The organism is Methylobacterium sp. W2, assembly GCF_020662345.1.
Taxonomy (GTDB): domain Bacteria; phylum Pseudomonadota; class Alphaproteobacteria; order Rhizobiales; family Beijerinckiaceae; genus Methylobacterium.
Map to the genome: position 1 here is coordinate 113499 of NZ_VMOA01000007.1, position 23748 is coordinate 137246.

At 67.3% G+C, this 23748-nt stretch carries 18 protein-coding genes and 2 pseudogenes; 15 read left to right on the forward strand and 5 right to left on the reverse strand.

The genetic code is table 11. The features are described 5' to 3' along the window. Nucleotides 1–102 precede the first annotated feature (102 nt). Nucleotides 103–1296, forward strand: a complete 1194-nt coding sequence (locus tag FPV16_RS05895) for an efflux RND transporter periplasmic adaptor subunit (RefSeq protein WP_227437022.1) — start codon at nucleotides 103–105, stop codon at nucleotides 1294–1296. Between the two features lie 19 nt (nucleotides 1297–1315). Then, nucleotides 1316–4453 (forward strand): efflux RND transporter permease subunit, encoded by a 3138-nt coding sequence (locus FPV16_RS05900; protein ID WP_227436973.1) that lies wholly within the window; start codon nucleotides 1316–1318, stop codon nucleotides 4451–4453. Nucleotides 4454–4462: 9 nt separating this feature from the next. On the opposite strand, the gene FPV16_RS05905 is transcribed toward FPV16_RS05900, so the two are convergent. The 3 genes from FPV16_RS05905 to FPV16_RS05915 all read right to left on the reverse strand — a co-directional run bounded on the left by FPV16_RS05905 (nucleotide 4463) and on the right by FPV16_RS05915 (nucleotide 6973). Next, the gene (locus FPV16_RS05905) at nucleotides 4463–5809 is read right to left on the reverse strand and encodes a hypothetical protein (protein ID WP_227436975.1); all 1347 of its coding nucleotides are present in this window, start codon (nucleotides 5807–5809) and stop codon (nucleotides 4463–4465) included. A gap of 276 nt (nucleotides 5810–6085) precedes the next feature. Then, nucleotides 6086–6412, reverse strand: a complete 327-nt coding sequence (locus FPV16_RS05910; protein ID WP_227436976.1) for a hypothetical protein — start codon at nucleotides 6410–6412, stop codon at nucleotides 6086–6088. Nucleotides 6413–6718: 306 nt separating this feature from the next. Then, nucleotides 6719–6973 (reverse strand): hypothetical protein, encoded by a 255-nt coding sequence (locus FPV16_RS05915; RefSeq protein ID WP_227436978.1) that lies wholly within the window; start codon nucleotides 6971–6973, stop codon nucleotides 6719–6721. A 545-nt stretch (nucleotides 6974–7518) separates the two neighbouring features. Here FPV16_RS05915 and flgB point away from each other — a divergent pair. From flgB to FPV16_RS05965, 10 genes and pseudogenes are all read left to right on the forward strand, one after another. After that, entirely contained in the window at nucleotides 7519–7944 is a 426-nt protein-coding gene (flgB, locus tag FPV16_RS05920; RefSeq protein ID WP_227436981.1) for a flagellar basal body rod protein FlgB, read from the forward strand. Nucleotides 7945–7979: 35 nt separating this feature from the next. Then, nucleotides 7980–8390: a flagellar basal body rod protein FlgC gene (gene flgC / locus FPV16_RS05925; protein WP_056252364.1), complete on the forward strand. Its 411-nt coding sequence runs from the start codon at nucleotides 7980–7982 to the stop codon at nucleotides 8388–8390. A gap of 29 nt (nucleotides 8391–8419) precedes the next feature. Next, entirely contained in the window at nucleotides 8420–8737 is a 318-nt protein-coding gene (gene fliE, locus FPV16_RS05930) for a flagellar hook-basal body complex protein FliE (RefSeq protein WP_227436983.1), read from the forward strand. A gap of 126 nt (nucleotides 8738–8863) precedes the next feature. Beyond that, nucleotides 8864–9130, forward strand: a complete 267-nt coding sequence (gene fliQ, locus FPV16_RS05935) for a flagellar biosynthesis protein FliQ (RefSeq protein WP_027174271.1) — start codon at nucleotides 8864–8866, stop codon at nucleotides 9128–9130. A 31-nt stretch (nucleotides 9131–9161) separates the two neighbouring features. Next, nucleotides 9162–9926: a flagellar biosynthetic protein FliR gene (gene fliR, locus FPV16_RS05940; RefSeq protein WP_227436985.1), complete on the forward strand. Its 765-nt coding sequence runs from the start codon at nucleotides 9162–9164 to the stop codon at nucleotides 9924–9926. Between the two features lie 50 nt (nucleotides 9927–9976). Beyond that, the gene (gene flhB, locus FPV16_RS05945; RefSeq protein WP_227436987.1) at nucleotides 9977–11044 is read left to right on the forward strand and encodes a flagellar biosynthesis protein FlhB; all 1068 of its coding nucleotides are present in this window, start codon (nucleotides 9977–9979) and stop codon (nucleotides 11042–11044) included. A gap of 120 nt (nucleotides 11045–11164) precedes the next feature. After that, nucleotides 11165–13834, forward strand: a complete 2670-nt coding sequence (gene cckA / locus FPV16_RS05950; RefSeq protein ID WP_227436989.1) for a cell cycle histidine kinase CckA — start codon at nucleotides 11165–11167, stop codon at nucleotides 13832–13834. 373 nt (nucleotides 13835–14207) lie between these two features. Beyond that, nucleotides 14208–15299, forward strand: a complete 1092-nt coding sequence (recA, locus tag FPV16_RS05955) for a recombinase RecA (protein ID WP_227436990.1) — start codon at nucleotides 14208–14210, stop codon at nucleotides 15297–15299. A gap of 477 nt (nucleotides 15300–15776) precedes the next feature. Then, nucleotides 15777–16802, forward strand: a pseudogene (locus tag FPV16_RS05960) (esterase-like activity of phytase family protein); the annotation flags it as partial. A gap of 924 nt (nucleotides 16803–17726) precedes the next feature. After that, the gene (locus FPV16_RS05965) at nucleotides 17727–18074 is read left to right on the forward strand and encodes a cellulose binding domain-containing protein (protein WP_227437024.1); all 348 of its coding nucleotides are present in this window, start codon (nucleotides 17727–17729) and stop codon (nucleotides 18072–18074) included. Nucleotides 18075–18138: 64 nt separating this feature from the next. Here FPV16_RS05965 and FPV16_RS05970 read toward each other — a convergent pair. Beyond that, nucleotides 18139–18426: pseudogene (locus tag FPV16_RS05970) on the reverse strand (MAPEG family protein); the annotation flags it as partial. A gap of 320 nt (nucleotides 18427–18746) precedes the next feature. On the opposite strand from FPV16_RS05970, the gene alaS reads away from it, so the two are divergent. Continuing rightward, nucleotides 18747–21425, forward strand: a complete 2679-nt coding sequence (alaS, locus tag FPV16_RS05975) for an alanine--tRNA ligase (RefSeq protein WP_227436994.1) — start codon at nucleotides 18747–18749, stop codon at nucleotides 21423–21425. Here the strand turns inward: alaS and FPV16_RS05980 are convergent. After that, entirely contained in the window at nucleotides 21418–21849 is a 432-nt protein-coding gene (locus FPV16_RS05980; protein ID WP_227436996.1) for a DUF2147 domain-containing protein, read from the reverse strand. The two genes, alaS and FPV16_RS05980, sit on opposite strands and share 8 nt — an antisense overlap. 185 nt (nucleotides 21850–22034) lie before the next feature. Here FPV16_RS05980 and rfbC point away from each other — a divergent pair, with 185 nt between their 5' ends. Continuing rightward, complete coding sequence (gene rfbC, locus FPV16_RS05985; protein ID WP_227436998.1) at nucleotides 22035–22586, forward strand: dTDP-4-dehydrorhamnose 3,5-epimerase; 552 nt, start codon at nucleotides 22035–22037, stop codon at nucleotides 22584–22586. A gap of 96 nt (nucleotides 22587–22682) precedes the next feature. Then, nucleotides 22683–23747 carry a dTDP-glucose 4,6-dehydratase gene (gene rfbB / locus FPV16_RS05990; protein ID WP_227437026.1) on the forward strand — a complete coding sequence of 355 codons (1065 nt, stop codon included), beginning with the start codon at nucleotides 22683–22685 and terminating at the stop codon, nucleotides 23745–23747. The last annotated feature ends 1 nt before the right edge of the window (nucleotide 23748 follow it).

The following is a 23748-nucleotide window of genomic DNA, read 5'->3' on the forward strand; positions in this document are numbered from 1 at the left end:
GGCGTCACGAAAACGCCGGTGTCGCGATGCAAGAGCGTATGAAGCGGCTCCGCGCCGACGATGTCTTCCAGATCGATCCGCCGAACGGTGAGCCACCTCTCCATGCGCCTGCTTCGGCTCTTCGCGATCCTGCCGCTCCTCGTGTCGTCCCCTGTGATCCACGCGGCGGAGGCGCCGCCGGCGAGCGGTTCCACCGCGCCCGCACCCGCGGTGACCATCGTGCCTGCCGCCAACCGCGAGATCGTCGAGCAGGCGGTGGTCACCGGCACCCTGGTCCCGCGTGACGAGATCCTGGTGGCACCCGAGATCGAAGGCTACCGCATCACCGAATTGCTGGTGGAGGAGGGCGCCGAGGTCGAGAAGGGCCAAGTCCTGGCCCGGCTCTCCCTGGAAATGATTGCGACGCAGGAAGCGGCCAACGTCGCCGCCATCGCCAAGTCCCAGGCGGCGATCGTCCAGGCCCGCAGTCAAATCGTCCAGTCCGAGGCGGCGCAGACCGAGGCCAACCTCTCGTTGGAGCGCGCCCGCTCCCTCATCAAGACCGGGAACGCCACGGCGGCGGTGCTGGAGCAGCGGGTCTCGGCCGCTCAGGGCGGCGAAGGCCGGCTCGCCGCGGCGAAGGGCGGCCTGCAACTCGCCGAGGCCGATCTCGCGGCGGCGCGGGCGCAGAGCAACGAGATCGCCCTCAAGCGCGCGCGGACCGACATCAAGGCTCCCGATGGCGGCATCGTCAGCCGCCGCACCGCGAGGATAGGCGCCGCGGCGACGTCCACGGGCGAACCTCTGTTCCGACTCATCGCGCGCGGCGAGATCGAACTCGAAGGCGAGGTGCCGGAAACCTGGATGCCTCGGATCATGCTCGGCAACACCGTCCGCCTCGAAGCGGACCAGGGGCGGATCGTGACGGGTAAGGTCCGGCGGATCGATCCAGAGATCGACAGGCTGACGCGCCTCGGAAAAATCCGCATCAGCCTCGACCGCGACCCGTCCCTGCGCATCGGCGCCTTCGCCCGCGGCAAGGTCGAGGTGGCGCGGCGCGACTCCGTGGCCGTTCCCCTCTCCGCCCTGCTCTACGGGATCGACGGCTCCGCCCTGGTCTACGTGGTGGAGGACGGCACGGTGGAGGCCCGCAAGGTCACCGCCGGCCTCGCGGCGGACGGGTTCATGGAAATCCGCGAGGGGTTGAGATCCGGCGAGGCCGTCGTCGCGCGGGCGAGCAGCTTCCTGCGCCATGGCGACAGGGTGCGGCCGGTCCAGCCGAAGACCGACGCGGCTGCCGCCGCGACGTCGCGCTGAGAATCGGACCCGACAGCCCATGCGCCTCAACATTTCCGCCTGGGCGATCCGCAAGCCGATCACCTCGATCGTCCTGTTCCTCGTCCTGATGATCCTCGGGCTCGTGAGCTTCCGTTCGCTGCCGATCACGCAGTTCCCGAACATCGACATCCCGATCGTGGCGATCCAGGTCACCCAGGCCGGCGCGGCTCCCTCGGAGCTGCAGACCCAGGTGACGAAGGTGGTGGAGGATGCCGTCGCCGGGGTGAAGGGCGTCAAGCACATCATCTCGACGATCTCGGAAGGCGTCTCGGCCACCACCATCGAGTTCCGCCTCGAAGTGAACGTGGATCGCGCCGTCAACGACGTGAAGGACGCCATCGCCAAGGTGCGCGTGACCCTGCCGCGCACCATCGACGAGCCGATCATCAGCCGCGTCGAGATCGCCGGTCTGCCGATCATGGTCTATGGCGCTTCGGCGCCGGCAATGACGCCGGAAGACCTGTCCTGGCTCATCGACGACGTCATCGCCCGGCAGGTCCAGGGCGTGAAGGGCGTCGGCGGGGTCGAGCGCCTGGGCGGTGTCGCCCGCGAGATCCGCGTCACGCTCAAACCCGACCGCCTCCTGGCGCTGGGCATCACCGCGGCGGACGTGAACCGCCAGCTCCGCCTCACCTCGGCCGACATGGCGGGCGGGCGCGGCGAACTCGGCGGACAGGAACAGTCGATCCGGACGCTGGCCGGCGCCGCCAGCCTCGACACCCTCGCCCAGACCTCAATCATCGTCCCTGGCAACCGCAAGGTCCGCCTGGACGAGTTGGCGACGCTGGTGGACGGCTCGGAGGAGCCGCGCACCTTCGCGCGCTTCAACGGTGAGCCCGTTGTCGCCTTCGCGATCTCGCGGGCGACGGGCGCCAGCGATGCCGAGGTCGCCACCGCCGTGGCGCGCAAGATCGACGATCTCGCCGCCAAGCATCCCGGTGTCCGGTTCGACCTGATCGACACCTCCGTCATCAACACGGTAGGCAATTACCATTCGGCCATGCTGAGCCTGATCGAGGGCGCGGCGCTGGCCGTCATCGTCGTGTTCCTGTTCCTGCGGGATTGGCGGGCGACGCTCATCGCGTCGATCGCGCTGCCCCTCTCGGTGCTGCCGACCTTCTGGGTGATGAGCACTCTCGGCTTCTCTCTCAACGCCGTCAGCCTGCTCGCCATCACCCTCGTCACCGGCATCCTCGTGGACGATGCCATCGTCGAGATCGAGAACATCGTCCGGCACATGCGGATGGGGAAATCCGCCTACCGGGCGGCCCTGGAGGCCGCCGACGAGATCGGCCTCGCGGTCATCGCGATCACCGCGACGATCATCGCGATCTTCGCGCCCGTCTCCTTCATGAGCGGCATCGCCGGCCAGTATTTCAAGCAGTTCGGCCTCACCATCGCGGCGGCCGTGTTCATGTCCCTGCTGGTGGCGCGCCTCATCACGCCGCTGCTCGCCGCCTACTTCCTGCGCGATCACGGACCGGACCACGAGCGCGAGGGGCCGGTCATGCGGGCCTATACCCGCGTGGTCGCGTGGTCGGTGCGGCACAAATTCATCACCCTGGTGGTGGGCCTCGCCTGCTTTGCCGGGTCGATCATGTCCACCGGCCTGCTGCCCGCCGGCTTCCTCCCGGCCGAGGATGCGGCACGGACGATCTTCGTGGTTGAACTGCCGCCCGGCGCCCGCCTCGCCGACACCACCCGCGTCACCGACGGCATCGTCGACAGGATCAAGGCGCTGCCCGAAGTCCGCAGCGTGTTCGTGGATGGCGGCCGCCAGCTGCCGGCCAAGAAGGAGGTGCGGCTCGCGAGCTTCACCATCAACCTGACGCCGAAGAACGCGCGCCAGCGCACCCAGAAGCAGCTCGACAAGGTCATCGGCGCGATCCTGCGCGAGGAACCGGACATCCGGTTCTGGTCTCTGCGCGACAGCGGCCAGCGCGATCTCGCCCTCATCGTCTCGGGGCCGGACCTGCGCTTGGTCTCGGAGACGGCGGCGCGGCTGCAACGCGAGGCGGCCTCCGTGCCCCACCTCGTCAACGTGCTCTCCACCGCCCCCCTCGACCGCACCGAGATCCGCATCCGCCCGAAGGCCGGCGTCGCGGCCGATCTCGGCGTGTCCACCGACCTCATCGCCGAAACCGTGCGGGTGGGGACCATCGGCGACATCGGCGCCAATCTCGCCAAGTTCAACGCCGTCGACCGGCAGGTGCCGATCCGGGTGCAGCTGCCGCTCGCCCTGCGCGGAGACCTGTCCCAGCTGGAGAGCCTGAAGGTCCCGGTGAAGGGAGGCGCCTCCGTTCCGCTCTCCACGGTAGCCGATCTCAGCCTCGGGCGCGGACCCACGGCCATCGATCGCTACGACCGCTCGATCCGCGTAGCCCTCGAGGCCGATATGGAGGGCTCGGACGCGCTGGGCACCCTGATCGAATCCGTGATGGCGTTGCCGACCGCGAAAAACCTGCCGCCGGGCGTGAGCATCAGCCAGACCGGCGATGCCGAGATCATGGGCGAGGTGTTCGAAGGGTTCGCACTCGCCATGGGCGCCGGCCTGATGATGGTGTTCGGGGTGCTGGTGCTGCTGTTCGGCAACTTCCTTCAGCCGCTCACCATCCTGTTCTCGCTGCCCCTTTCCATCGGAGGTGCGATCCTCGGGCTGCTGATCTTCCACATGCCGATCTCGATGCCGGTGGTGATCGGCATCCTGATGCTCATGGGCGTGGTCACCAAGAACGCAATCATGCTGGTGGATTTCGCCATCGAGGAGATGGCGCGGGGCGTGGATTGCGCCACCGCCATCATCGATGCGGGGCGCAAGCGCGCCCGGCCCATCGTCATGACCACCATCGCCATGGCGGCGGGCATGGTGCCATCAGCCATGGCGCTCGGCATCGGCGGCGAATTCCGCGCGCCCATGGCGGTTGCGGTCATCGGCGGCCTGATCGTCTCCACCGGCCTGTCGCTGATCTTCGTGCCGGCGATCTTCGTCCTGGTGGACGACCTCTCCCGCCTCTTCGTCCGGCTCTTCGGTCGCTTCATCGGGCGGAAGGACGAACCCACCGAAGGGGCGTTCGCCCTGCCGATCACGCCGGCCAATGACGGAAAGGGTTTTCCGTCACGCTCGGCGGCGGAGTAGCCGCAACGGTCAGCCCTTCTTGTCGAGGGGACGTCCCAGCAGTCGCGCGAACTCGGCCTCGATCTCCTCCACCGAGAAGGGATTCTGGCTCGCGGGCGCAGCCCGGCGCGGGGCGGACGCTTCCTGCGGAGCGAGCGGAGGCGGCGGGGCCGGAAGGAACACGTCCAGTGCCGGCGCCGCCGGCTCGCTGCGTGAGGGTTCGCTCGGCTCAGCGTCTGCGAACACCGGCTTGGCCTTCGACTGGACAGCCGGCGGCTCGTCCGGAACGTTGTCCGCCGGCGCGGCCATGGCGGCCGCCATCGGGTCGATCGGCTGGTCCGCGGTCGCTTTGTCGGCAGCAACCGGTTCAAGACGTGGTTCGGCCTTTGCCGCCGCTTTCGGCTCGGCGGGGGGCGCCTTTGCCGATGTCGATGGAACGGCCTGCGTGGACGGGGAGATCGCGGCCGATGGCCGGCGCAGGGCCTCCTCCAGCTGCCTTGCCATATCGGACAGGATGGCCGCATCCACGGGACGGGAACTCGTCGGCCGGACTAAGGGCGGCGGAACGGGGGGAACCTGCTCCACGACCGGCGCGGGTTTCACCGGAGGTTGTGGCCGCGCCGCCTTCTCCGGGCTCGGCGCCTCGATGGCGGCGGCAGCCACCGGCGCGGGCGGGGCCTCCGGCGCCGTGGCTTGCTTCGGGGGTTCCACGGCAGGAACGGTCGGTTCGACGGCGCCGTCCGGCTGGATGTCCGCAGCCCGCGGCCGGTCCGGGATTTCGGGCTTCAGGTTGGCCAGCGGGGGCGGGTTCCGCCGCGCCGCCTTTGCCGCCAGCAGATCCGCCTTGGTGAAGCGGGACGCCGGCTTCGCCTCGGCGGGGACATCGCTACGAGGCTCGGCGGGCGCGTTGACGGTGGCGGCCGGTTCCGGAGCCGGCGCCCTGGGCTCGTCGAAGATTGGAGGCTGCATGACCGGTGGAGCAGCCGGCGCGGGCGGATCGGCCGGCCGCGCCGGCTCGAAGACCGGCTCTTCGGGGAACGGCTCGACCCTGGCCGCCTCGTCGAGGGGAAGCCGCGCACCGGCGCCCCGGTGGATGTTGCGTTCCACGATGACGTCGTTGGGACCGCCCACCAGGAGCAGATGCTCGACATTGTCCCGGCGCAGAAGAATCAGCTGCCGCTGCCGGTCGAGTTCGTAGATGTCGACGATGCCGAGACGGGGCTGACGGCCGCGCGGACCGGATTTCGACAGGGCCATGCCCCTGCCGGAGAACCGCCGGAAGATCAGGACGATGGCGGCCAGAACGGCGAAAATGACGACGAAAATGATCAGGAACTGGAGCGGAAAGGAGCCGTCCGAATTAAAGAACGCTGACAAGATCGGGCTCTTTCGGGTTTCGGGCCGGAGGCCCTACGCAGCACAGGTTGTCCTGATATCACGGTCGGGGCGGCCGAAGGCAATAACGTTAAGAGTTCGTTTACGCTAACTCGTTGATTTGGTTAACGCACGTTCCTCGGTTCTACGGAATTGCAGGAGCGTCGTTCCCCACAGAAAAAACCGACTGGCATGGTGGCAACGGGCAAAAGGAAACCCGCCACGGCGTGAGCCGGGCGGGTGAAGGACGTTAAGATCTGTCGGGGTGGGTGCGGCGGCTTAGTACCCGTAGCGGTAGGCACGACGGTAGTGCTGCGCTTGGCGGCGCAGATGCGCATCGTAGCGCCGCTCATGAAGGAATTCGCGACGAATGTGTTGCCGGTAGCGGTGCTCGGGCGAGTGGCCGTAGCCGTAGCCGTAGCCGTAGCCGCCGCGCCCGTAGCCGCCTCCATAGCCATAGCCACCGCCGTAGTACTGCACGGTCTCGATCGTTTCATGCGAGTCGTGACTGTCCGCGGCGATAGGCAGAGGCGCCGCTTCGGCGATGGAGGCCAAGCCGACACAGGCCGCGATCGTCAAAAGGATCTTGCTTGAACGTATGCGCACGATTGCCTCCCTGAAATTCAATGTCGCAGTGATGAGCTCCCCAGAATGAACGGGGGATTGCCGAGGCTGCCGCGCTCAACCACGTTTTCGTGAGACGGAGATCGAAACACCCCGCGCCAGCTTCCGCCGGGCGGGGTCAGTTATTCAGAGGAGCCTCGGGGAGGACAGCTCCGGAGAGGGCGATGCACGGGGCGGGCCGTGGTTAGGGCGTCATCCCACGCAGCGAATGTCGCGCACCCTCCCTGTCGCGGTCTGTATCGCTTCCACCAACACGCGATGCACTTGGTGCCGGTCCTCAGCGAGCCGCTATTCGTGAACGCGCCGCTCCTCGAGCAGCTTCTTCTCATGGTCGCGTGTCACCTCGACCTCCTTCTTCCGTACCGCCATCTCGGTCTCACGCATCAGCGCGCACCGGTCGTGCGAGGCGGAGATCCCGCGAAGGCCGTCGATGAGGTCTTGCAGGTCGCCCTGTCCCATGACCATGCCGGCGATCTGCGCCAGACCGGCGCCGCCGACTGAAGGAGAAGCGATGTGCGGCGGCCTCTCCATCTTCGCGCGCATGTAGCCGATCGTGGTCCCGGCGGAAATCGGCCATGTCCCAGAGGAAAAGCGATACGGACCCGTCATCGTTCATCAGCGTCAGGGCAGGCCGTATCGAAGCTATGAGCTGACGCGTTTATGGAGGGCCGTGCGGTCAGAGGCGGGCCTTCCGGTCAGTCTTTGGTGCCGAGACCTGCGTGCAAGCGCCATTACGGTGGTCAGGGACAACGGCGCCTTGACCGACGACGCGAACAAGGTCGCGGGGCACTCGAAGCCTCGGATCACCGCTGCGGTCTACGATCGATCCAGCCTCGAAGCTCACCGCAGCTTTACGGTTGCACGCGGTGCGAAACAGGGCGGGAACGACATGGGGAACCGGTAGGAACGACTGCGAGCAATATCAGCGCGTTACGCTGCGTAGGTGTCAAGAGTTCGTTAACAGGCAGCGTCCGCGCCGAGCATCCGCTGCCGACAGACAGGCTCTTAACCGGACGTTAACCATGGAGGCGGCAGATTTTGCCCATCGCTCCGGGGTCGTCCGGCGGCGCCGAGGGGCTCCGAGCACCGTGTCCGTCACCGATCTCCCGATCCTCTCCATGCTTCGCACGCGGATGCAGTGGCATCAGACGCGCCAGAAGCTGCTCGCCGAGAACGTCGCCAACGCCGATCTGCCGGGTTTCAAGCCGCGTGATCTCGCGAACCCCAGCTTCGGCGGCGGGACCGGCGACCTCGCCCAGCCGTCCGGATCGACGGGAGGCAATTCGGGCCTCGCCGTCACCAGCCCGGCTCACATCGCCCTCAACGGCGGCCCCGAAGGACCGGGCGCGGAACCGCGCCGGTTCAACGGGTTCGAGATCAGGCCCAGCGGGAACGGGGTTAATCTCGAGGAGGAGATGATGAAGGCCGGCGACAACCAAGCCGATTATCAGCTCGCCGCGACGATGTACCAGAAGAGCCTCGACAAGCTGAAGATCGCCATCGGCAAGCGCTGATCGTACCGCCACCCCGAACTTGCGGAGTACGCGCCGTGGAATTCCTGAAATCCCTGACCATCGCGGCATCCGGGCTCAAGGCCCAGTCGGGCCGGATGCGGATCATCGCCGAGAACATCGCCAATGCGGATTCGGCGCCCAGCGGGGTCGGCGCCGAACCCTACCGGCGCAAGATCCCCACCTTCACCCAGCACATCGACCGCGAGACCGGCGCGTCGATGGTCGAGGCCGGGCGGGTGAGGCGGGATCCCTCGCCGTTCCGCACCAAGTACGACCCGGGAAATCCCAGCGCCGATGCGCGCGGCGAGGTGCGGATGCCCAACGTCAACGGGCTGATCGAGAACATGGACATGCGCGAGGCCCAGCGCTCCTACGAGGCCAACCTGAACATGGTCACCGCGACCCGCAAGATGATCAACGCCACCCTCGCCATCCTCAAGGCCTGACGCTCCTCCTCTCCCGAAAGTCCGCCGCCATGCCGACCAACGCCTTCGCCGCAGGAGCCTACGCCGCCGTCCAGAACATCGGCGGCATGAAGGGCGGTGCGCCCAGGATCGCTCCGACCTCGGGGGCGGATAATGGCTTCACCTCGCTCCTCACCTCGGCCATGGACAAGATCGGCGAGAGCGGCGCGAAGGCCGATGCCCAGGCCCTGTCGGTGGCGGGCGGCAAGGCCAACGTCGTCGACGTGGTCACCGCCGTCGCCGAGAGCGAGACGGCCCTGCAGACCCTGGTCGCCGTCCGCGACCGCGTGATCTCCGCCTATGAGGAAATCATGCGGATGCAGATCTAGTCGCCACCGCTTTTCTTTGCCCTCCTTCGAGGCCTCCGCGACGCTCCGGCACCTCAAGATGAGGGCGCGGATGAGAATACAGGCCGACATCGCCGCCGCCCCAATACAATCCGTGAGCTCATTGCCATGACCGGCCTTGCCATCCTCGACGTCTCCCGGGACGGAATCTTCGTCTTCCTCAAGGTCGCGGGGCCGCTGATGATCGTCGCCCTCGTGGTCGGCCTCGTCGTATCGCTGCTCCAAGCGCTGACGCAGATCCAGGAACAGACGCTGATCTACGTGCCCAAGATTGTCGCCGTCTTCGCGGCGCTCCTGTTCATGCTGCCCTTCATGGGCGACGCGCTCGCCGGCTACATGACCCGGATCGCCGCCCGCATCGTGTCCGGCGGATGACGCGCCGGACCGGGCGCTGCTATGCAGGATCATGAATCTGCTCCTGCCCGGCATCGCGGCGGCCTACCTGCTCACCTTCGCGCGCATCGGCACGCTGATGATGCTGCTGCCGGGGCTCGGCGAACAATCTGTCTCGCCGCGCATCCGCCTCGCCTTCGCGCTCCTCGTCTCGCTGATCCTGTTCCCGATGGTGCGCCCGCTGCTGCCGATGCAGGGGGCGGCCCTTGCGGGCCCCGGATTGATCGCGCTCCTCATCGGCGAATTGCTGATCGGGCTCGTCCTCGGCCTCACCGTGCGCATGGTGCTGGCCGCCTTGCAGACCACCGGCGTCATCGTCTCGCAGCAGCTCGGCCTGTCCTACGCGATGACCGTGGACCCGACCCAGGGCGGACAGCAGGCGGCGCTCGGCAACTTCCTGATGATGCTGGGCATCACCCTCATTCTCGCCACCGACCTGCACCACGTGGCCCTCGACGCCATCGGCCGGAGCTACGTGATGCTGCCGCCCAACGGTGTGCTGGCCATGGGCGAGGCGGCTCAGCTCGCGCTCAGGGCGATGGCGCGGGGCTTCCTCCTGGCGGTCCAGATTTCGGCGCCGTTCATCGCCTTCGGCATCCTGTTCAACGTCGGTCTCGGCGTGCTCTCGCGCCTGATGCCGCAGATGCAGGTGTTCTTCATCGCGGTACCGGCCTCCGTGCTCATCGGCATGCTGATCCTGTTCGGCAGCCTCGGCATCATGATGAGCGTCTTCCTCGACGATATCGGCCGCTATCTCGGCGAGTTGACCGGGCGATGACGGCGGTGTCGAACGGCCCGACGATGCGCCGGACAGGGGAGCGCTGAGCCGTGTCCGACGACAGCGACCAGGAAGACAAAACAGAAGAGCCGACTCAACGGCGCATCGAAAAGGCGATCGAGCAGGGCAACGTCGCCAACAGCGTCGAGGTCAACACCTTCTTCATCCTGTCCGCCTTCACGATGGCGCTGCTGCTGGCGTCGGGCACGATCGCCAAGGAGCTCCTCGTCAGCCTGCGCGCCTTCCTGATGAACGCGCATCAGGTTCCCTCCGACCCCACCGCCTATACCGAGATGGGGATGCGGATGCTGCTGATCTGCGGCCAAGCGCTGGTGATCCCCGTCAGCCTCGTGGTCATCGCGGGCCTCGCCGGCGGTTTGGTCCAGCACCCGCTGGTCTTCTCCACCGATGCCCTCATGCCGAAATTCGATCGCATCTCCCCGCTTGCCGGCATCAAGCGCATCTTTGGCATCGAGGCCCTGGTCCAGTTCCTCAAGGGGCTCGCCAAGCTGATGCTGGTGGGGGTCGTCGCCAGCACCATCCTGTGGAACGAACGCGACCGGCTCGAGGTCTTCGCCCGGCTCGATCCGGCGGCGATGCTGCCCGCGATCCTCGGCATCGCCCTCAAGCTTCTCGGCGGCATGCTCGCCATCTTCGTGGTCATCGCCATGGGCGACGCCTTCTATCAGCGCTTCCGCTGGCGGTCGAAGCTGCGCATGACCAAGGAAGAGATGAAGCAGGAGCACAAGGAGAGCGAGGGCAATCCCGAGGTGAAGGGCCGGATGAGGCAGATCCGCGCCTCGCGGGGCAACAAGCGCATGATGGCCGACGTCCCCACCGCCACGGTCATCGTCACCAACCCGACCCACTACGCCGTCGCCCTGCGCTACGAGGCGGGCATGGCGGCGCCAATCTGCGTCGCCAAGGGGGTCGATTCCCTGGCTTTGCGCATCCGTGCCGTCGCAAAGGAGCACGATGTGCCGATCATGGAGAATCCGCCGCTGGCGCGAGCACTCCATGCTACCGTGGAGATCGATTCCGAGATTCCGGCCGAGCATTACCGCGCGGTGGCCGAAGTGATCGGCTTCGTCATGCGGCTCAAGCGCCGCGCGGCGTGAAAGCGCCACGCTTTATGCACCTTTTTTGACGAGACTAGTCCGTAACGTCCGGCGGATACCCTTGCTGCCGACGCGGCCTGGGCGCTAACCGGGATCGCTCGAGGGTGGAATGGCGCCGAGATGGCTGAGGTGAGCGGACCAACGAAACCGGTGTCGAGCGCCATCGACCGGTCGGAGAGGCCTGGCCGGGTCGGGCTGCTCCTCGTCCTGGCCGGACTTCTCGTCGGCGCGGCGGTGGGCCTGTCCTTCGTCGCCAACGAGCAGGCGCAGCCGCTCATCCTCGGGCTTCTCGCCCTGCTCGCCATGGCGGGCGTGTTCTGCCTGTTCGCTCTGGCGATCGGCGCGCTCCAGCTTTCGGGCCAGACCGGCCGCGACGACATCACCAAGGCCATCGTCGACGCTTCGCCTGAGGGCGCCATCGTCGTCGAGGATGGCGGCCGCCTGATCTACGCCAACGAAGCCTATCTGCGGATCTCCGGCGGGGAGACCTTCTCCAACCTGAGGCCGGTGGAACGGGTCTTCGTCGGCTCGCCGGACGTGTCGGAGGCGGTCTACCGCCTCGCCCAGGCAGCCCATGACGGGCGAGGCCATGTGGAGGAGATCCGCATGGCCCCCCCGCCCCGGGGCGAGACCGAGCGCGCCTTCGCCTGGTTCCGCATCGCCGTGCGGGCGGTGGAGCGGCCGAGGCTCCCGGCGACCCTGTGGACGGTCACCGACATCACCCATGAGCGCGAGCGCCAGGAGAACGTCTTCCAGGAGCTTCAGCACGCGATCGATTATCTCGATCATGCGCCGGCCGGCTTCCTCTCCATCGATCCGTCGGGCTCCATCGTCTACATGAACGCGACGCTGGCCTTCTGGCTCGGCTACGACCTCGCCACGGTGGGCTCGGGCGGCCTGCGCCTGGCCGAGATCGCACCGAGCGCCGACGTGCTCACCGCCACCGAAGGCCTGCCCGGCGAGGTCCGCACGGACCGCTTCGACCTCGACCTGCGCCGCCGCAACGGCCAGCCGCTGCCGACCCGGCTCTATCACCGCGTGGCTTTCGGCCAGGACGGCAAGCCGGGGCCGTCGCGCACCTTCGTGCTCAACCGCTCGGCCGGGGCCGAGAGCGACGAGCCGCAGCGCGCCGCCGAGGTGCGGCTCGCCCGCTTCCTCAACAACAGTCCCATCGCCATCGCGACCCTCGACCCCACCGGGCGCATCGCGCGCGCCAACGCGTCCTTCGCCAGGCTGTTCGGCGGAACGCCGCGCCAGGCCGTGCCGGACGGACGCGGCGAACTCGGCACCGAGCCGACCATGTGGGAGGCATTGGTCGACCGCGACCGGGCCGCCCTCGAGAGCGCCCTGGTGAAGGCCGCCGACGGCACCGTCGAGGTGCAACCCATTGAGGTCGCGCTGGCGGGGCCGGGGAACCGCTCGGCGCGGGTCTGGCTCAGCCCGGCCGGCGGCGACACTTCCGCGGCAACGGATGCGGCCACGCCCGCCGACCGCGAGCGGGTGATCCTCTATGCTCTCGACACCACGGCGCAGCGCCAGCTCGAACAGCAGATCGCCCAGACCCAGAAGATGGACACGGTGGGCCAGCTCGCCGGCGGCATCGCGCACGACTTCAACAACGTCCTCCAGGCCATCATCGGCTATTCCGATCTACTCCTGGCGAGCCACAGGCCGACCGATCCGGCCTTCCAGGACATCATGCAGATCAAGCAGAACGCCAACCGGGCGGCCAGCCTGGTGCGGCAGCTGCTGGCCTTCTCGCGGCGCCAGACCCTGCGCCCGGAGGTGATGAATGTCGGCGAGGCGCTCTCCGACCTGACGCTGCTGCTGAAGCGCCTGCTCGGCGAGCGTGTCGACCTCGACCTGAAGCATGGGCGCGACATCTGGCCGATCAAGGCCGACGTGAACCAGTTCGAGCAGGTCATCGTCAATCTCGCGGTCAATGCCCGCGACGCGATGCCGAATGGCGGCCGCCTGCTCATCCGCACCGCCAACATCCTCGAAGGCCTGGAGAACACCGAGCGCCGGCCCGGCGCACCGGCGGGCGACCACGTGCTGATCGAAGTGCTGGATACCGGCGAGGGTATCCCGCCCGACGTGATGGAGAAGATCTTCGAGCCGTTCTTTACCACGAAGGACATCGGCAAGGGGACCGGCCTCGGCCTCTCCACCGTGTTCGGCATCATCAAGCAGAGCGGCGGCACCATCGACGTGCAATCGACCGTGGGCAGCGGCACGGCCTTCCGCATCTACCTGCCGCGTCACGAACCGGCGGCCGAGCCTGCCCCGGAGACCGTCCTCCCATCTGCCCCGCAGAGCAATGCGGAGATCGCCGCCAGCCGACTCAAGAGCACGCGCGACCTCAACAAGCCCGGCGGCGCCGGGCAGACCGCCCCGCGCAAACCCTCGCCCGATCATACCGGACAGGGCGTGATCCTGCTGGTGGAGGACGAGGACCCCGTCCGCGCGGTCAACAGCCGGGCTCTGTCGGCACGGGGCTACACGGTGCTGGAAGCGGCCTCCGGCCTCGACGCCCTGGCCCTCATCAGCGATGTCGACCAGACCATCGACCTCGTCGTCTCCGACGTGGTGATGCCGGAGATGGACGGGCCGACGCTGCTGCGCGAGCTGCGCAAACACCGCCCCGACCTGAAGGTGATCTTCGTCTCCGGCTATGCCGAGGACGCGTTCCGCAAGAACCTCCCCGAGGGCGAGGATTTCAACTTCCTGCCGAAGCCGTTCAGCCTCAAGCAGCTCGTCGAGACGGTGAAGGAGACGATCGCGCGGTAGCAGGTGCCACCGCGTGGAGCGTCCTGTATCGGCTCCCGGATCGCCCTCGGGGGCGGGCAAACACGTACCGCCTCGCGGTGCCTGACGGGCTGGGTCCCGGCTCAACCTTCCGCTTCGCTCCAGGCGGCCGGGAAAGGGAATGATGCTTCGGATAAGCCTTTCCCCACACCTGCCACCAACCCCGGACGGGTGGAGCGTCAGCGGAACCCGATCCGGGGCCAGCGCGACAACCCGCGACGCGAGCACAAAAAACGCCTGCGATTTGCCGTTCCCGTCACTAGCGACCTTGCGCAATGAGAACAAAACAAGTACATCAATCGCATCCGAGGCGCATTGAGCCTTGAGCTCTCCCCATGCATAAGGATGCCGACGAATGGCCCAGCCCGCGCTCAAAGTTGTGGAATCCCCGATGGTGGACAAGGACAAGGCGAAGGCGATCGATGCCGCGCTGTCCCAGATCGAGCGAGCTTTCGGCAAGGGCTCGATCATGCGGCTCGGCAAGAACGACAAGGTGGCGGAGGTCGAGACCGTCTCCACCGGGTCGCTCGGCCTCGACATCGCGCTGGGCGTCGGCGGCCTGCCGCGTGGCCGGGTGATCGAGATCTACGGCCCCGAATCCTCAGGCAAGACCACCCTTGCCCTGCACACCATCGCCGAGGCCCAGAAGAAGGGCGGCGTCTGCGCCTTCGTGGACGCGGAACACGCCCTCGATCCGATCTATGCGCGCAAGCTCGGGGTGCAGCTCGACGATCTCTTGATCTCGCAGCCCGATACCGGCGAGCAGGCCCTCGAGATCACCGACACCCTGGTGCGTTCGGGCGCCATCGACGTACTCGTGGTCGATTCGGTGGCGGCGCTGACGCCCCGCGCCGAGATCGAGGGCGAGATGGGCGACAGCCAGCCCGGCCTTCAGGCGCGCCTGATGAGCCAGGCCCTGCGCAAGCTCACCGGCTCGATCTCGCGCTCGAAGTGCATGGTCATCTTCATCAACCAGATCCGGATGAAGATCGGCGTCATGTATGGCAGCCCGGAGACGACGACGGGCGGCAACGCGCTCAAGTTCTACGCGTCGGTCCGTCTCGACATCCGCCGCATCTCGACCCTGAAGGACCGCGACGAGGCCATCGGCAATCAGGTCCGCGTCAAGGTGGTGAAGAACAAGGTCGCTCCGCCCTTCAAGCAGGTGGAATTCGACATCATGTTCGGCGAGGGCGTCTCCAAGGTCGGTGAGCTCATCGATCTCGGGGTGAAGGCCGGGATCGTGGAGAAGTCCGGTGCCTGGTTCTCCTATGCGAGCCAGCGCCTCGGCCAGGGCCGCGAGAACTCGAAGGGGTTCCTGCGCGACAACCCGGACATCGCCAACAAGATCGAAGCGGCGATCCGTCAGAATTCCGGCCTGCTCGCCGACAAGATCCTCGAAACCGCCAAGCCTACCGAAGACGATCTGGACGAAGGCGAGGCTTGATCGCTTTACAGGGGGCTGAACCCGCGCCCCTCGTTCGCCCCCTCGGCAAGCCGCCGGCCGCAAGGCTCGGCGGCTTTTGTTTGGGGGGCGGCGCGTGGCGGTGTCCGACCTGATCGCCGCGCAAAGCCACCCCCGGGTTCCGACGTCATCGCGCGGTGATGATGGGGATGGGGGCCCGCTGCACCAGGCCGTCCTCGAATCTCGTCAACGAGCCGTCCCACGGACCGCCGGGTCGGACCCGGTCGCAAGCGGTGCGCGCGGCCGCCGAACAGCGATCGCCCTCGCGCCTGCCAGGTGCGATCACTTGATTAAGCAGGATGCGATGACTTGTCTAAGATCGTCATTCTCAGCTGCATTGGATAAGTCCACCGTCCGTGCATGACAAGTGGCGCCTCGAGGCGCCGCATGTTGTCAATCTGTTGTGCAGCCGCTCTATGGCCTAGCCCCCTCCCAATGCGGGAGAAAGGGGTGCATTCCATGACCACACGTGAAGAGTTTTTAACCGACCCGGTCTTGCCGGACTCACGATCGGCATCCCCGCTCGAGAACGACGATGGGCCGCGCTTCAAAGCGGCCGTGTTTCTCGGCTCCGCGACGATCCCGAACAAGACCATCGTGAACGGAACGGTCGTGGGTGGCCTCTCCGGCCTGACGCGGCTACCCGACGGGACCTATGTGGCGATCTCGGACGACAAGGCGAATGCGCGGACTTATTCCCTCGCCATCGACCTGCAGGACGGCCGGCTCGACCAGGGCGACGTCACCGTCGAGGGTGTGACGCGGCTCTAAAATCCGGCGGGATACCCGTTTCCGGTGAGCGATCCCGAATCGATCGTCGCGGCTGCAGACGGCTCGTTCTACATCGGGTCCGAGGGCTCATTTCAGGCCCCCTTCATCAAACACTTCGACGCGACCGGAACCGAGATCGGCACGGTAGCGCTGCCCCCGCACCTGACCGGGGGTTACGAATTCAATCGCGGGATCGAGGCCCTCGCCTTGACGCCGGACGGACGGCGTCTCTTCGCCGGGACCGAGCATCCGCTCGTTCAGGACATGCCGTCGCAATTCGCCGGCGGCCTTCCCTCGCGCATCTTCGCTTTCGACGCCACCGACGGATCCCTCGACCACGAGTACGTCTACACCATCGATGATTTCGGGGCCGACAGACGGACAGACGACAACGGCCTCGTCGAGCTGATCGCCCTCGACGACACCCACCTGTTGGCCCTGGAGCGCGTCTTCGTGAGCGGGCGGGGCAATTCGATCCGCCTCTACGAAGTCGATATCAGCGGGGCCACCGATGTGGCGGGCCTGGACCGCCTTTCCGCAGCCGCGGGCCAGGTGGTCCCGGTCAAGAAGACGCTGCTAGCGAATCTCGGATTCCTTCCGGACTTCCTCGCCGGGACGGACGCCCTCATCTATCCAAACAGCCCCGACAACATCGAGGGCATGGTCCTAGGGCCACGCCTGGAGGACGGCCGGCAGAGCGTCATTCTGATCGCTGACAACAACTTCCGGACCGATTCCCGGCAGATCACCACCGTCGTCGCCCTCGGCCTCGAGCCCGGCGCAAACCATGCTCCGACCTTCTCGGGCCTGGACGCGACCCCACACTTCGTGAGGGGTGGCGCGGCCGTCGTCCTCGATACCGACGCGACGGTGGCCGACCTGGAACTCGACCGCGCCAATGCGGGGCACGGCGATTATCGCGGGTCCAGCCTCACGATCATGCGCCAAGGCGGCGGCGCGGCGGAGGATCGTTTCGGTGCCGGCGGAGCCCTCGGTGCGCTCATCGAGGGCGGCGATCTCCTTTACGACGGCGCCAAAGTCGGGACAGTGGCACGTAACTCCGGCGGGATCCTCACCCTCGACTTCGATGGAAACGCCACCTCGGCGGTGGTCGACCACGTGATCCAGGCGATTACATACGCCAACAGCGGCCATGGACCGGCCGGCACCGTCACCCTCGACTACAGGTTCGACGACGGGCTCGTCTCAAGCGAGGGCAGCCATCAGGTGCAGGTCTCCACCGTCTATGCCCCGATGCATCCGGGCTTCTCCGTCGCCTCGGTCAACGATTGGTACAACCCGGCCTGGGGGGGCGGCTTCAATGCCACCTTCGACTACGTGGTGCAGGCCGGCGATCTCACCGGCGGCGTGGCTCATGCCTGGGAGATCGCGCCGAATTATCATGGCAACGGCACCGTCACCGGCGCCTGGGTCGGCGGGCATAGCGGCCCCGTGGCCGTCGTCCGCGATGCCGATGGCGGTCTCGTCCTGAGCACACAGGGCGAGGCTTACAAGCCGGCCCTTAAGGCCGGCGACGTGATCCACTACACCGTTCAGATCTCCGGTGCCGGCTTCGATAAGGCCGATTTCTCCTCGGCCTTCCACGACCTCGACGCTCCAGCGGTCACGCCGCAGGCCATGATCGATGCGCACCCGACCAATGATTGGGGTGGCGGCCTGACCCAGTCCGTCTCCGTGCATAACACAGGCACCGAGGCCATCGACCACTGGACGACTGTGCTCGACGTGAGGGACGGCATCGACGTCACGGTGACCAGCGTCTGGGGAGCGAACGTGTCGAAGACCGCCGCCGGCGACCTCGTCTTCGAAGCGGTCGATTGGAACACGACGATCGGGGTGGGGAGCACCGCCACGTTCGGCTTCAACGTGACCTATCACGGCGCTCCGGATCTGAGCTTCGCGGATGCCGACTTCGCCTTCCATCACGCAAGCCCCGTTCCGGCCGGATACCTCCTCGACGCCTGAGCGTATCCTCGACGCGAAAAAATGTGGCGTGGCCGGGCAACGCTCCGGCCGCGCCGCTCAGACCTCACGCGCTGTAGGGGAGGATCTTGATGAACAGGCCCCACAGCACGAACAGGATGCCGACAATGGACGCGCCCCAGACGATGCTGCGCACCTTCGGGATGCCGACGTCGTAGAGCGGCAGATAGATCAGGTGCGCGAAGAAGTGGAGGTAGGCGCTCAGGATGACGGCGGTGTTGTGCCGCCCGGTGACGGCGCAGGCCGGAACCGGGGCAGCGAAAAGAGGAAAGATCTGGAAGAAGTTCTTCGATGCCTTTTCGAGGTGGCTGGCCGCACCGGTCACCTCGGGCGTCGTCCCCTCGCGGTTCCCGGCGGCCCAATCGAGCCCGCGGCGCTACTGCAGGCCGCTGGCCGAGGCGGCGATGACGTGAATGAGGCCGAGGAGGCAGGACCAGCCGAGGAGCCGAATTTCAATCGGCATCAGGCGTCCTTTTGGGTCGATGGTGGAGGCGTTGCGCCGTACCGAGCCCGAGCAGTGCGGAAAAGTGAAACGGACGACGTGTTTGCCGGGCGTGACTCGGCGGTCCGGTCTCCGTATGAGAGCGCGAAGCCACGAAGAAGCCCCGGGCGGTCCGTGCGACCGGTCGCGGCGCACGACAGAGTCATTTTACGATGAGCGGCGTCAACGAGATCCGGTCGGCCTTCCTCGACTATTTCGCCAAGGCGGACCACGCCGTGGTGCCGTCGTCGTCCCTCGTGCCGCGCAACGACCCGACCCTGATGTTCACCAATGCGGGGATGGTGCAGTTCAAGAACGTCTTCACCGGCGTCGAGAAGCGGCCCTACAACCGGGCGACCACGGCGCAGAAATGCGTCCGCGCCGGCGGCAAGCACAACGATCTCGACAATGTCGGCTACACCGCGCGCCACCACACCTTCTTCGAGATGCTCGGCAACTTCTCCTTCGGCGATTATTTCAAGCCGCAGGCGATCGAACTGGCCTGGAGCCTGATCACGAAGGAGTTCGGCCTGTCGAAGGACCGGCTGCTCGTCACCGTCTATGCGGATGATGAGGATGCGGCCGGGCTCTGGCGCAAGATCGCCGGCTTTTCCGACGACCGAATCATCCGCATCGGCACCTCGGACAATTTCTGGCAGATGGGCGATACCGGCCCCTGCGGTCCCTGTTCGGAAATCTTCATCGACCAGGGGCCCGGCCTGCAGGGTGGTCCTCCCGGCTCGCCGGACGAGGACGGCGACCGGTTCCTGGAGTTCTGGAACCTCGTCTTCATGCAGTACGAGCAGATCGAGCCGGGCAACCGCCTCGCCCTGCCGCGCCCCTCCATCGACACCGGCATGGGGTTGGAGCGCATGGCGGCGATCCTCCAGGGCGTCACCAGCAACTACGACACCGACCTGTTCAAGGCTCTCATCGATGCGGTGAGCCACGCGGTCGGCCGGCCGCCGGAGCCCGGCACCGTCGCCTCCTACCGCGTCATCGCCGATCACCTGCGTTCGGTCTCGTTCCTCATCGCCGACGGCGTGCTGCCGTCGAATGAGGGACGCGGCTACGTTCTGCGCCGCATCATGCGCCGCGCCATGCGCCACCTCGAACTCCTCGGCTCCCGCGAGCCGGTGATGTTCCGCCTGGTCCCCACCCTCATCCGCGAGATGGGGCAGGCCTATCCCGAACTCACCCGCGCCGAGAGCCTGATCTCGGAGACCCTGCGCCTGGAGGAAACCCGCTTCCGTCGCACCCTCGAGCGGGGCCTCGCCATCCTCGATTCGGAGAGCCGCACCCTAGTCCAGGGCCAGAACCTGTCCGGCGAGACCGCCTTCACCCTCTACGACACCTACGGCTTCCCCCTCGACCTGACCCAGGACGCCCTCAAGGCCCGCGGCATCGGCGTCGACACGGACGCGTTCGGCCAGGCGATGGAGCGCCAGCGCAAGGCCGCCCGCGCCGCCTGGACCGGCTCGGGCGAGGCCGCCACCGAGACGGTCTGGTACGGCATCAAGGAGCGCGTCGGCGCCACCGAGTTCCTCGGATACGAGACCGAAGGCGCGGAAGGCATCGTCACCGCGCTCCTGCGCGACGGGGCCGAGGTGGAGAGCCTGAGGGCCGGGGAGACCGGCCTCGCGCTCCTCAACCAGACCCCGTTCTACGCGGAATCCGGCGGTCAGGTGGGCGATACGGGCCGCCTGACCGCGTCGGGCCTCAGCGCTCGGGTCACCGCCACGGAGAAGAAGCTCGGCGATCTCTTCGTGCATCATGTGATCATCGACGAGGGGCAGCTGACCCTCGGGCAGGCGGCGGAGCTCACCGTCGATCACGCCCGCCGGTCGGCGATCCGCGCCAACCATTCGGCCACCCATCTGCTGCACGAGGCCCTGCGCCAGGTGCTCGGCGATCACGTGGCTCAGAAGGGGTCGCTGGTCTCGGCCGAGCGCCTGCGCTTCGATTTCAGCCATCCCAAACCCCTGGACGAGGCCGAACTTCGCGCTGTCGAGGACATCGCCAATGCGGTGCTCCTGCAGAACACGCCCGTGGTGACGAAGCTGATGGCGCAGGACGAGGCCGTCGCCTCCGGCGCCCGCGCCCTATTCGGCGAAAAATACGGCGACGAGGTGCGCGTCGTCTCCATGGGGCGCCCGGTCGACGACCGGGGCGAACTCGCGGAGGAGGGACGCCTTCCGGCCTTCTCCATCGAGTTGTGCGGCGGCACCCATGCGGGCCGCACGGGCGAGATCGGTCAGATCTCGGTGCTGGGCGAGAGTGCGGTGGGTGCTGGTGTGCGCCGGATCGAGGCCCTCACCGCCGGGGCGGCCCGCCGCCACCGTGCCGAGGAGAGCCGCACCCTCGGCCAGATCGCCGGGCTCCTCAAAGTCCAGAGTGCCGACGTGCCCGAGCGCCTGAGCGGGCTCATCGAGGAGCGCCGCCGTCTTGAGCGCGAGTTGTCGGAAGCCAAGAAGAAGCTCGCCATGGGCGGCTCGTCGGGGAACGACGACGGCATCGTCGAGATCGGCGGCGTCAAGCTGATGGCCAAGGTCGTCGAAGGCGTCGAGATGCGGGACCTGAAGAGCCTCGCCGATGCCGGCAAGAGCCGCATCGGCTCCGGCATCATCGCTTTGGTCGGCGTGTCGCCGGACGGCAAGGCCGGCCTCGTCGTCGGCGTCACCGAGGACCTGACCGACCGGTTCGACGCGGTCGCCCTCGTCCGCGCCGGGGCCGGGCATCTCGGCGGGAAGGGCGGCGGCGGTCGCCGCGACATGGCCCAGGCCGGCGGCCCGGAGGGAACCGGCGCCCAGGCGGCGATCGACGCCATCGCCCAGGCGCTCTCCGTCAGTTGACGCGCTTCCAGGTCTGGCGCTTGCAGAACACGCTCATGACGCAGCCCGCCACCTCGACGACGTTCGGCCCCTTGACCGTGAGACTGCCGGAATAGGTCTTGCCGTCGTTGGGATTGTAGAGCGAGCCCTCGTAGCCGTCCCCGGACGGGGTCGCCGCATTCATGATCTGGACGCCGATCAGGCTGCGGGATTGCAGCGAGGCATCCGGGTTCTTGGAATCGAGGCCCTTGCCCGGCACGCTCACCAGGGTGCCGCAATAGCCGCCGCCGCAACGCGCGATCCGAACCTTCGAATCCCCGTTCTCGGTGAGCCAGACCCCGCTCGGGTCGGCCTCCTTCTGGGCGAAGGCCCCTCCCGTCATCGCGATCAGGGCCATGACGGCCACGGCGGATCGCCACGGCGTCAGTTCGAACGTCATCGTCATCCTTCGTCCTCTCGAACGGTTCCGGCCGCCGTCGGGGCGGCCCCACCTCGCGGGAAGCGGGAGTTAGCCCTCCGGCATGGGAGGGGCAAGCGCAGGGTCGGTGCCAGTACGATATGCCGCCGCATGCCTTGACAGGGCCGCCCGGCACGCGCCTAGAGACCCCCAAAGTTGAAGGGTGGATCGCGATGCGTGTGGTCGAGACACAGATTCCCGCGGTAAAGCGGGTCGTGCCCAATCGCTTCGGCGACGACAGGGGCTGGTTCTCGGAGACCTTCCGGGCCGATGTCCTGGCGGCAGCCGGGATCGCCGACGCCTTCGTGCAGGACAATCAATCCTTCTCCGCCCAGAGCGGAACCGTTCGCGGCCTGCATTTCCAGCTCGCACCGGCGGGCCAGGCCAAGCTCGTGCGCGTGCTGTCGGGCGCCATCCTCGATGTCGCCGTCGACCTGCGGCGCGGTTCCGAGACCTATGGCCGGCACGTCTCTGTCCGGCTCGACGCCGCCGAGGGCGAACAACTCTACGTCCCGGTGGGGTTCGGCCATGGGTTCTGCACCCTGGAACCCGACACCATGGTCGCCTACAAAGTGTCGGCCTATTACAGCCGCGAGCACGACCGCAATCTGGCCTGGAACGATCCGGATCTGGCCATCGCCTGGCCGGTCGGTGAGGACGAGGCCGTCCTGTCGGACAAGGATCGCGTCGCACCGTCCTTCGCCGAACTGGGCGCGGTGTTCTAAGCCACCGTCCGCCCGATCAGCGAAGACCTCGAGGCGCGGCAGGATACGGACCCGCCCATGCGTGACCATCAGGATTTGTAAAATATGGCCAAACCTCTGCGCATCCTGGTCACGGGCGGATGCGGCTTCATCGGCTCGGCTTTGGTCCTGCACCTCGTCCGGGATCTCGGCCATGAGGTTGCGACCCTCGACGCCCTGACCTATGCGGCCAACCCGATATCGCTGGCACCCCTCGACGGCGATCCGCGGCACCGGCTCGTGACCGGCGACATCTGCGATCCCGCCACCGTGCACGCCCTCTACACCGAGTTCCGGCCCGACGCCGTCATGCATCTCGCCGCAGAGAGCCATGTGGACCGCTCGATCACCGATCCCGGCGCCTTCATCCGCACCAACGTCGTCGGTACGCAGGTGATGCTCGACGTCGCCCGCACCTACTGGGAGGGCCTCACCGGTGAGGCGAGGGCGGCGTTCCGGTTCCTCCACGTCTCCACCGACGAGGTCTACGGCTCGCTCCCGCCGGACGAGTTCTTCACGGAGGACAGCCGCTACGACCCGCGCTCGCCCTATTCGGCCTCCAAGGCCGCCTCCGACCATCTGGCGCGGGCCTGGGGCGAGACCTACGGCCTGCCGGTGCTGGTGACGAACTGCTCCAACAATTACGGCCCCCGGCATTTCCCCGAGAAGCTGATCCCGCTGATGATCCTCAATGCCCTCGAAGGGCGGCCCCTGCCGGTCTACGGCGACGGCCTCAACGAGCGCGATTGGATCCACGTGGAGGACCACGCACGCGGCCTCGTGGCGGTGCTGGAACGGGGCCGCCTCGGCGAGACCTACCTCCTCGGAGGCCGATCGGTGCGCAACAACCTCGCGGTGGTGAAGGCCCTCTGCGCCGCCTTCGACCGGCTGCGGCCGGAACATGGGCCGCACGAGCGCCTGATCTCCTTCGTCGCCGACCGGCCGGGCCACGACCGACGCTACGCCATCGACCCCGGCAAGGCCGAGCGGGAGATCGGCTGGACCCCCACCAAATCCTTCGAGGACGCCCTGGAGGAGACCGTGCGCTGGTACCTCGACAACGAGGTTTGGTGGCGTCCGATCCGGGAGGGTCGCTATACCGGCGAGCGCCTCGGCCTCGGCACACCCGATGCGAAAGCCTGAG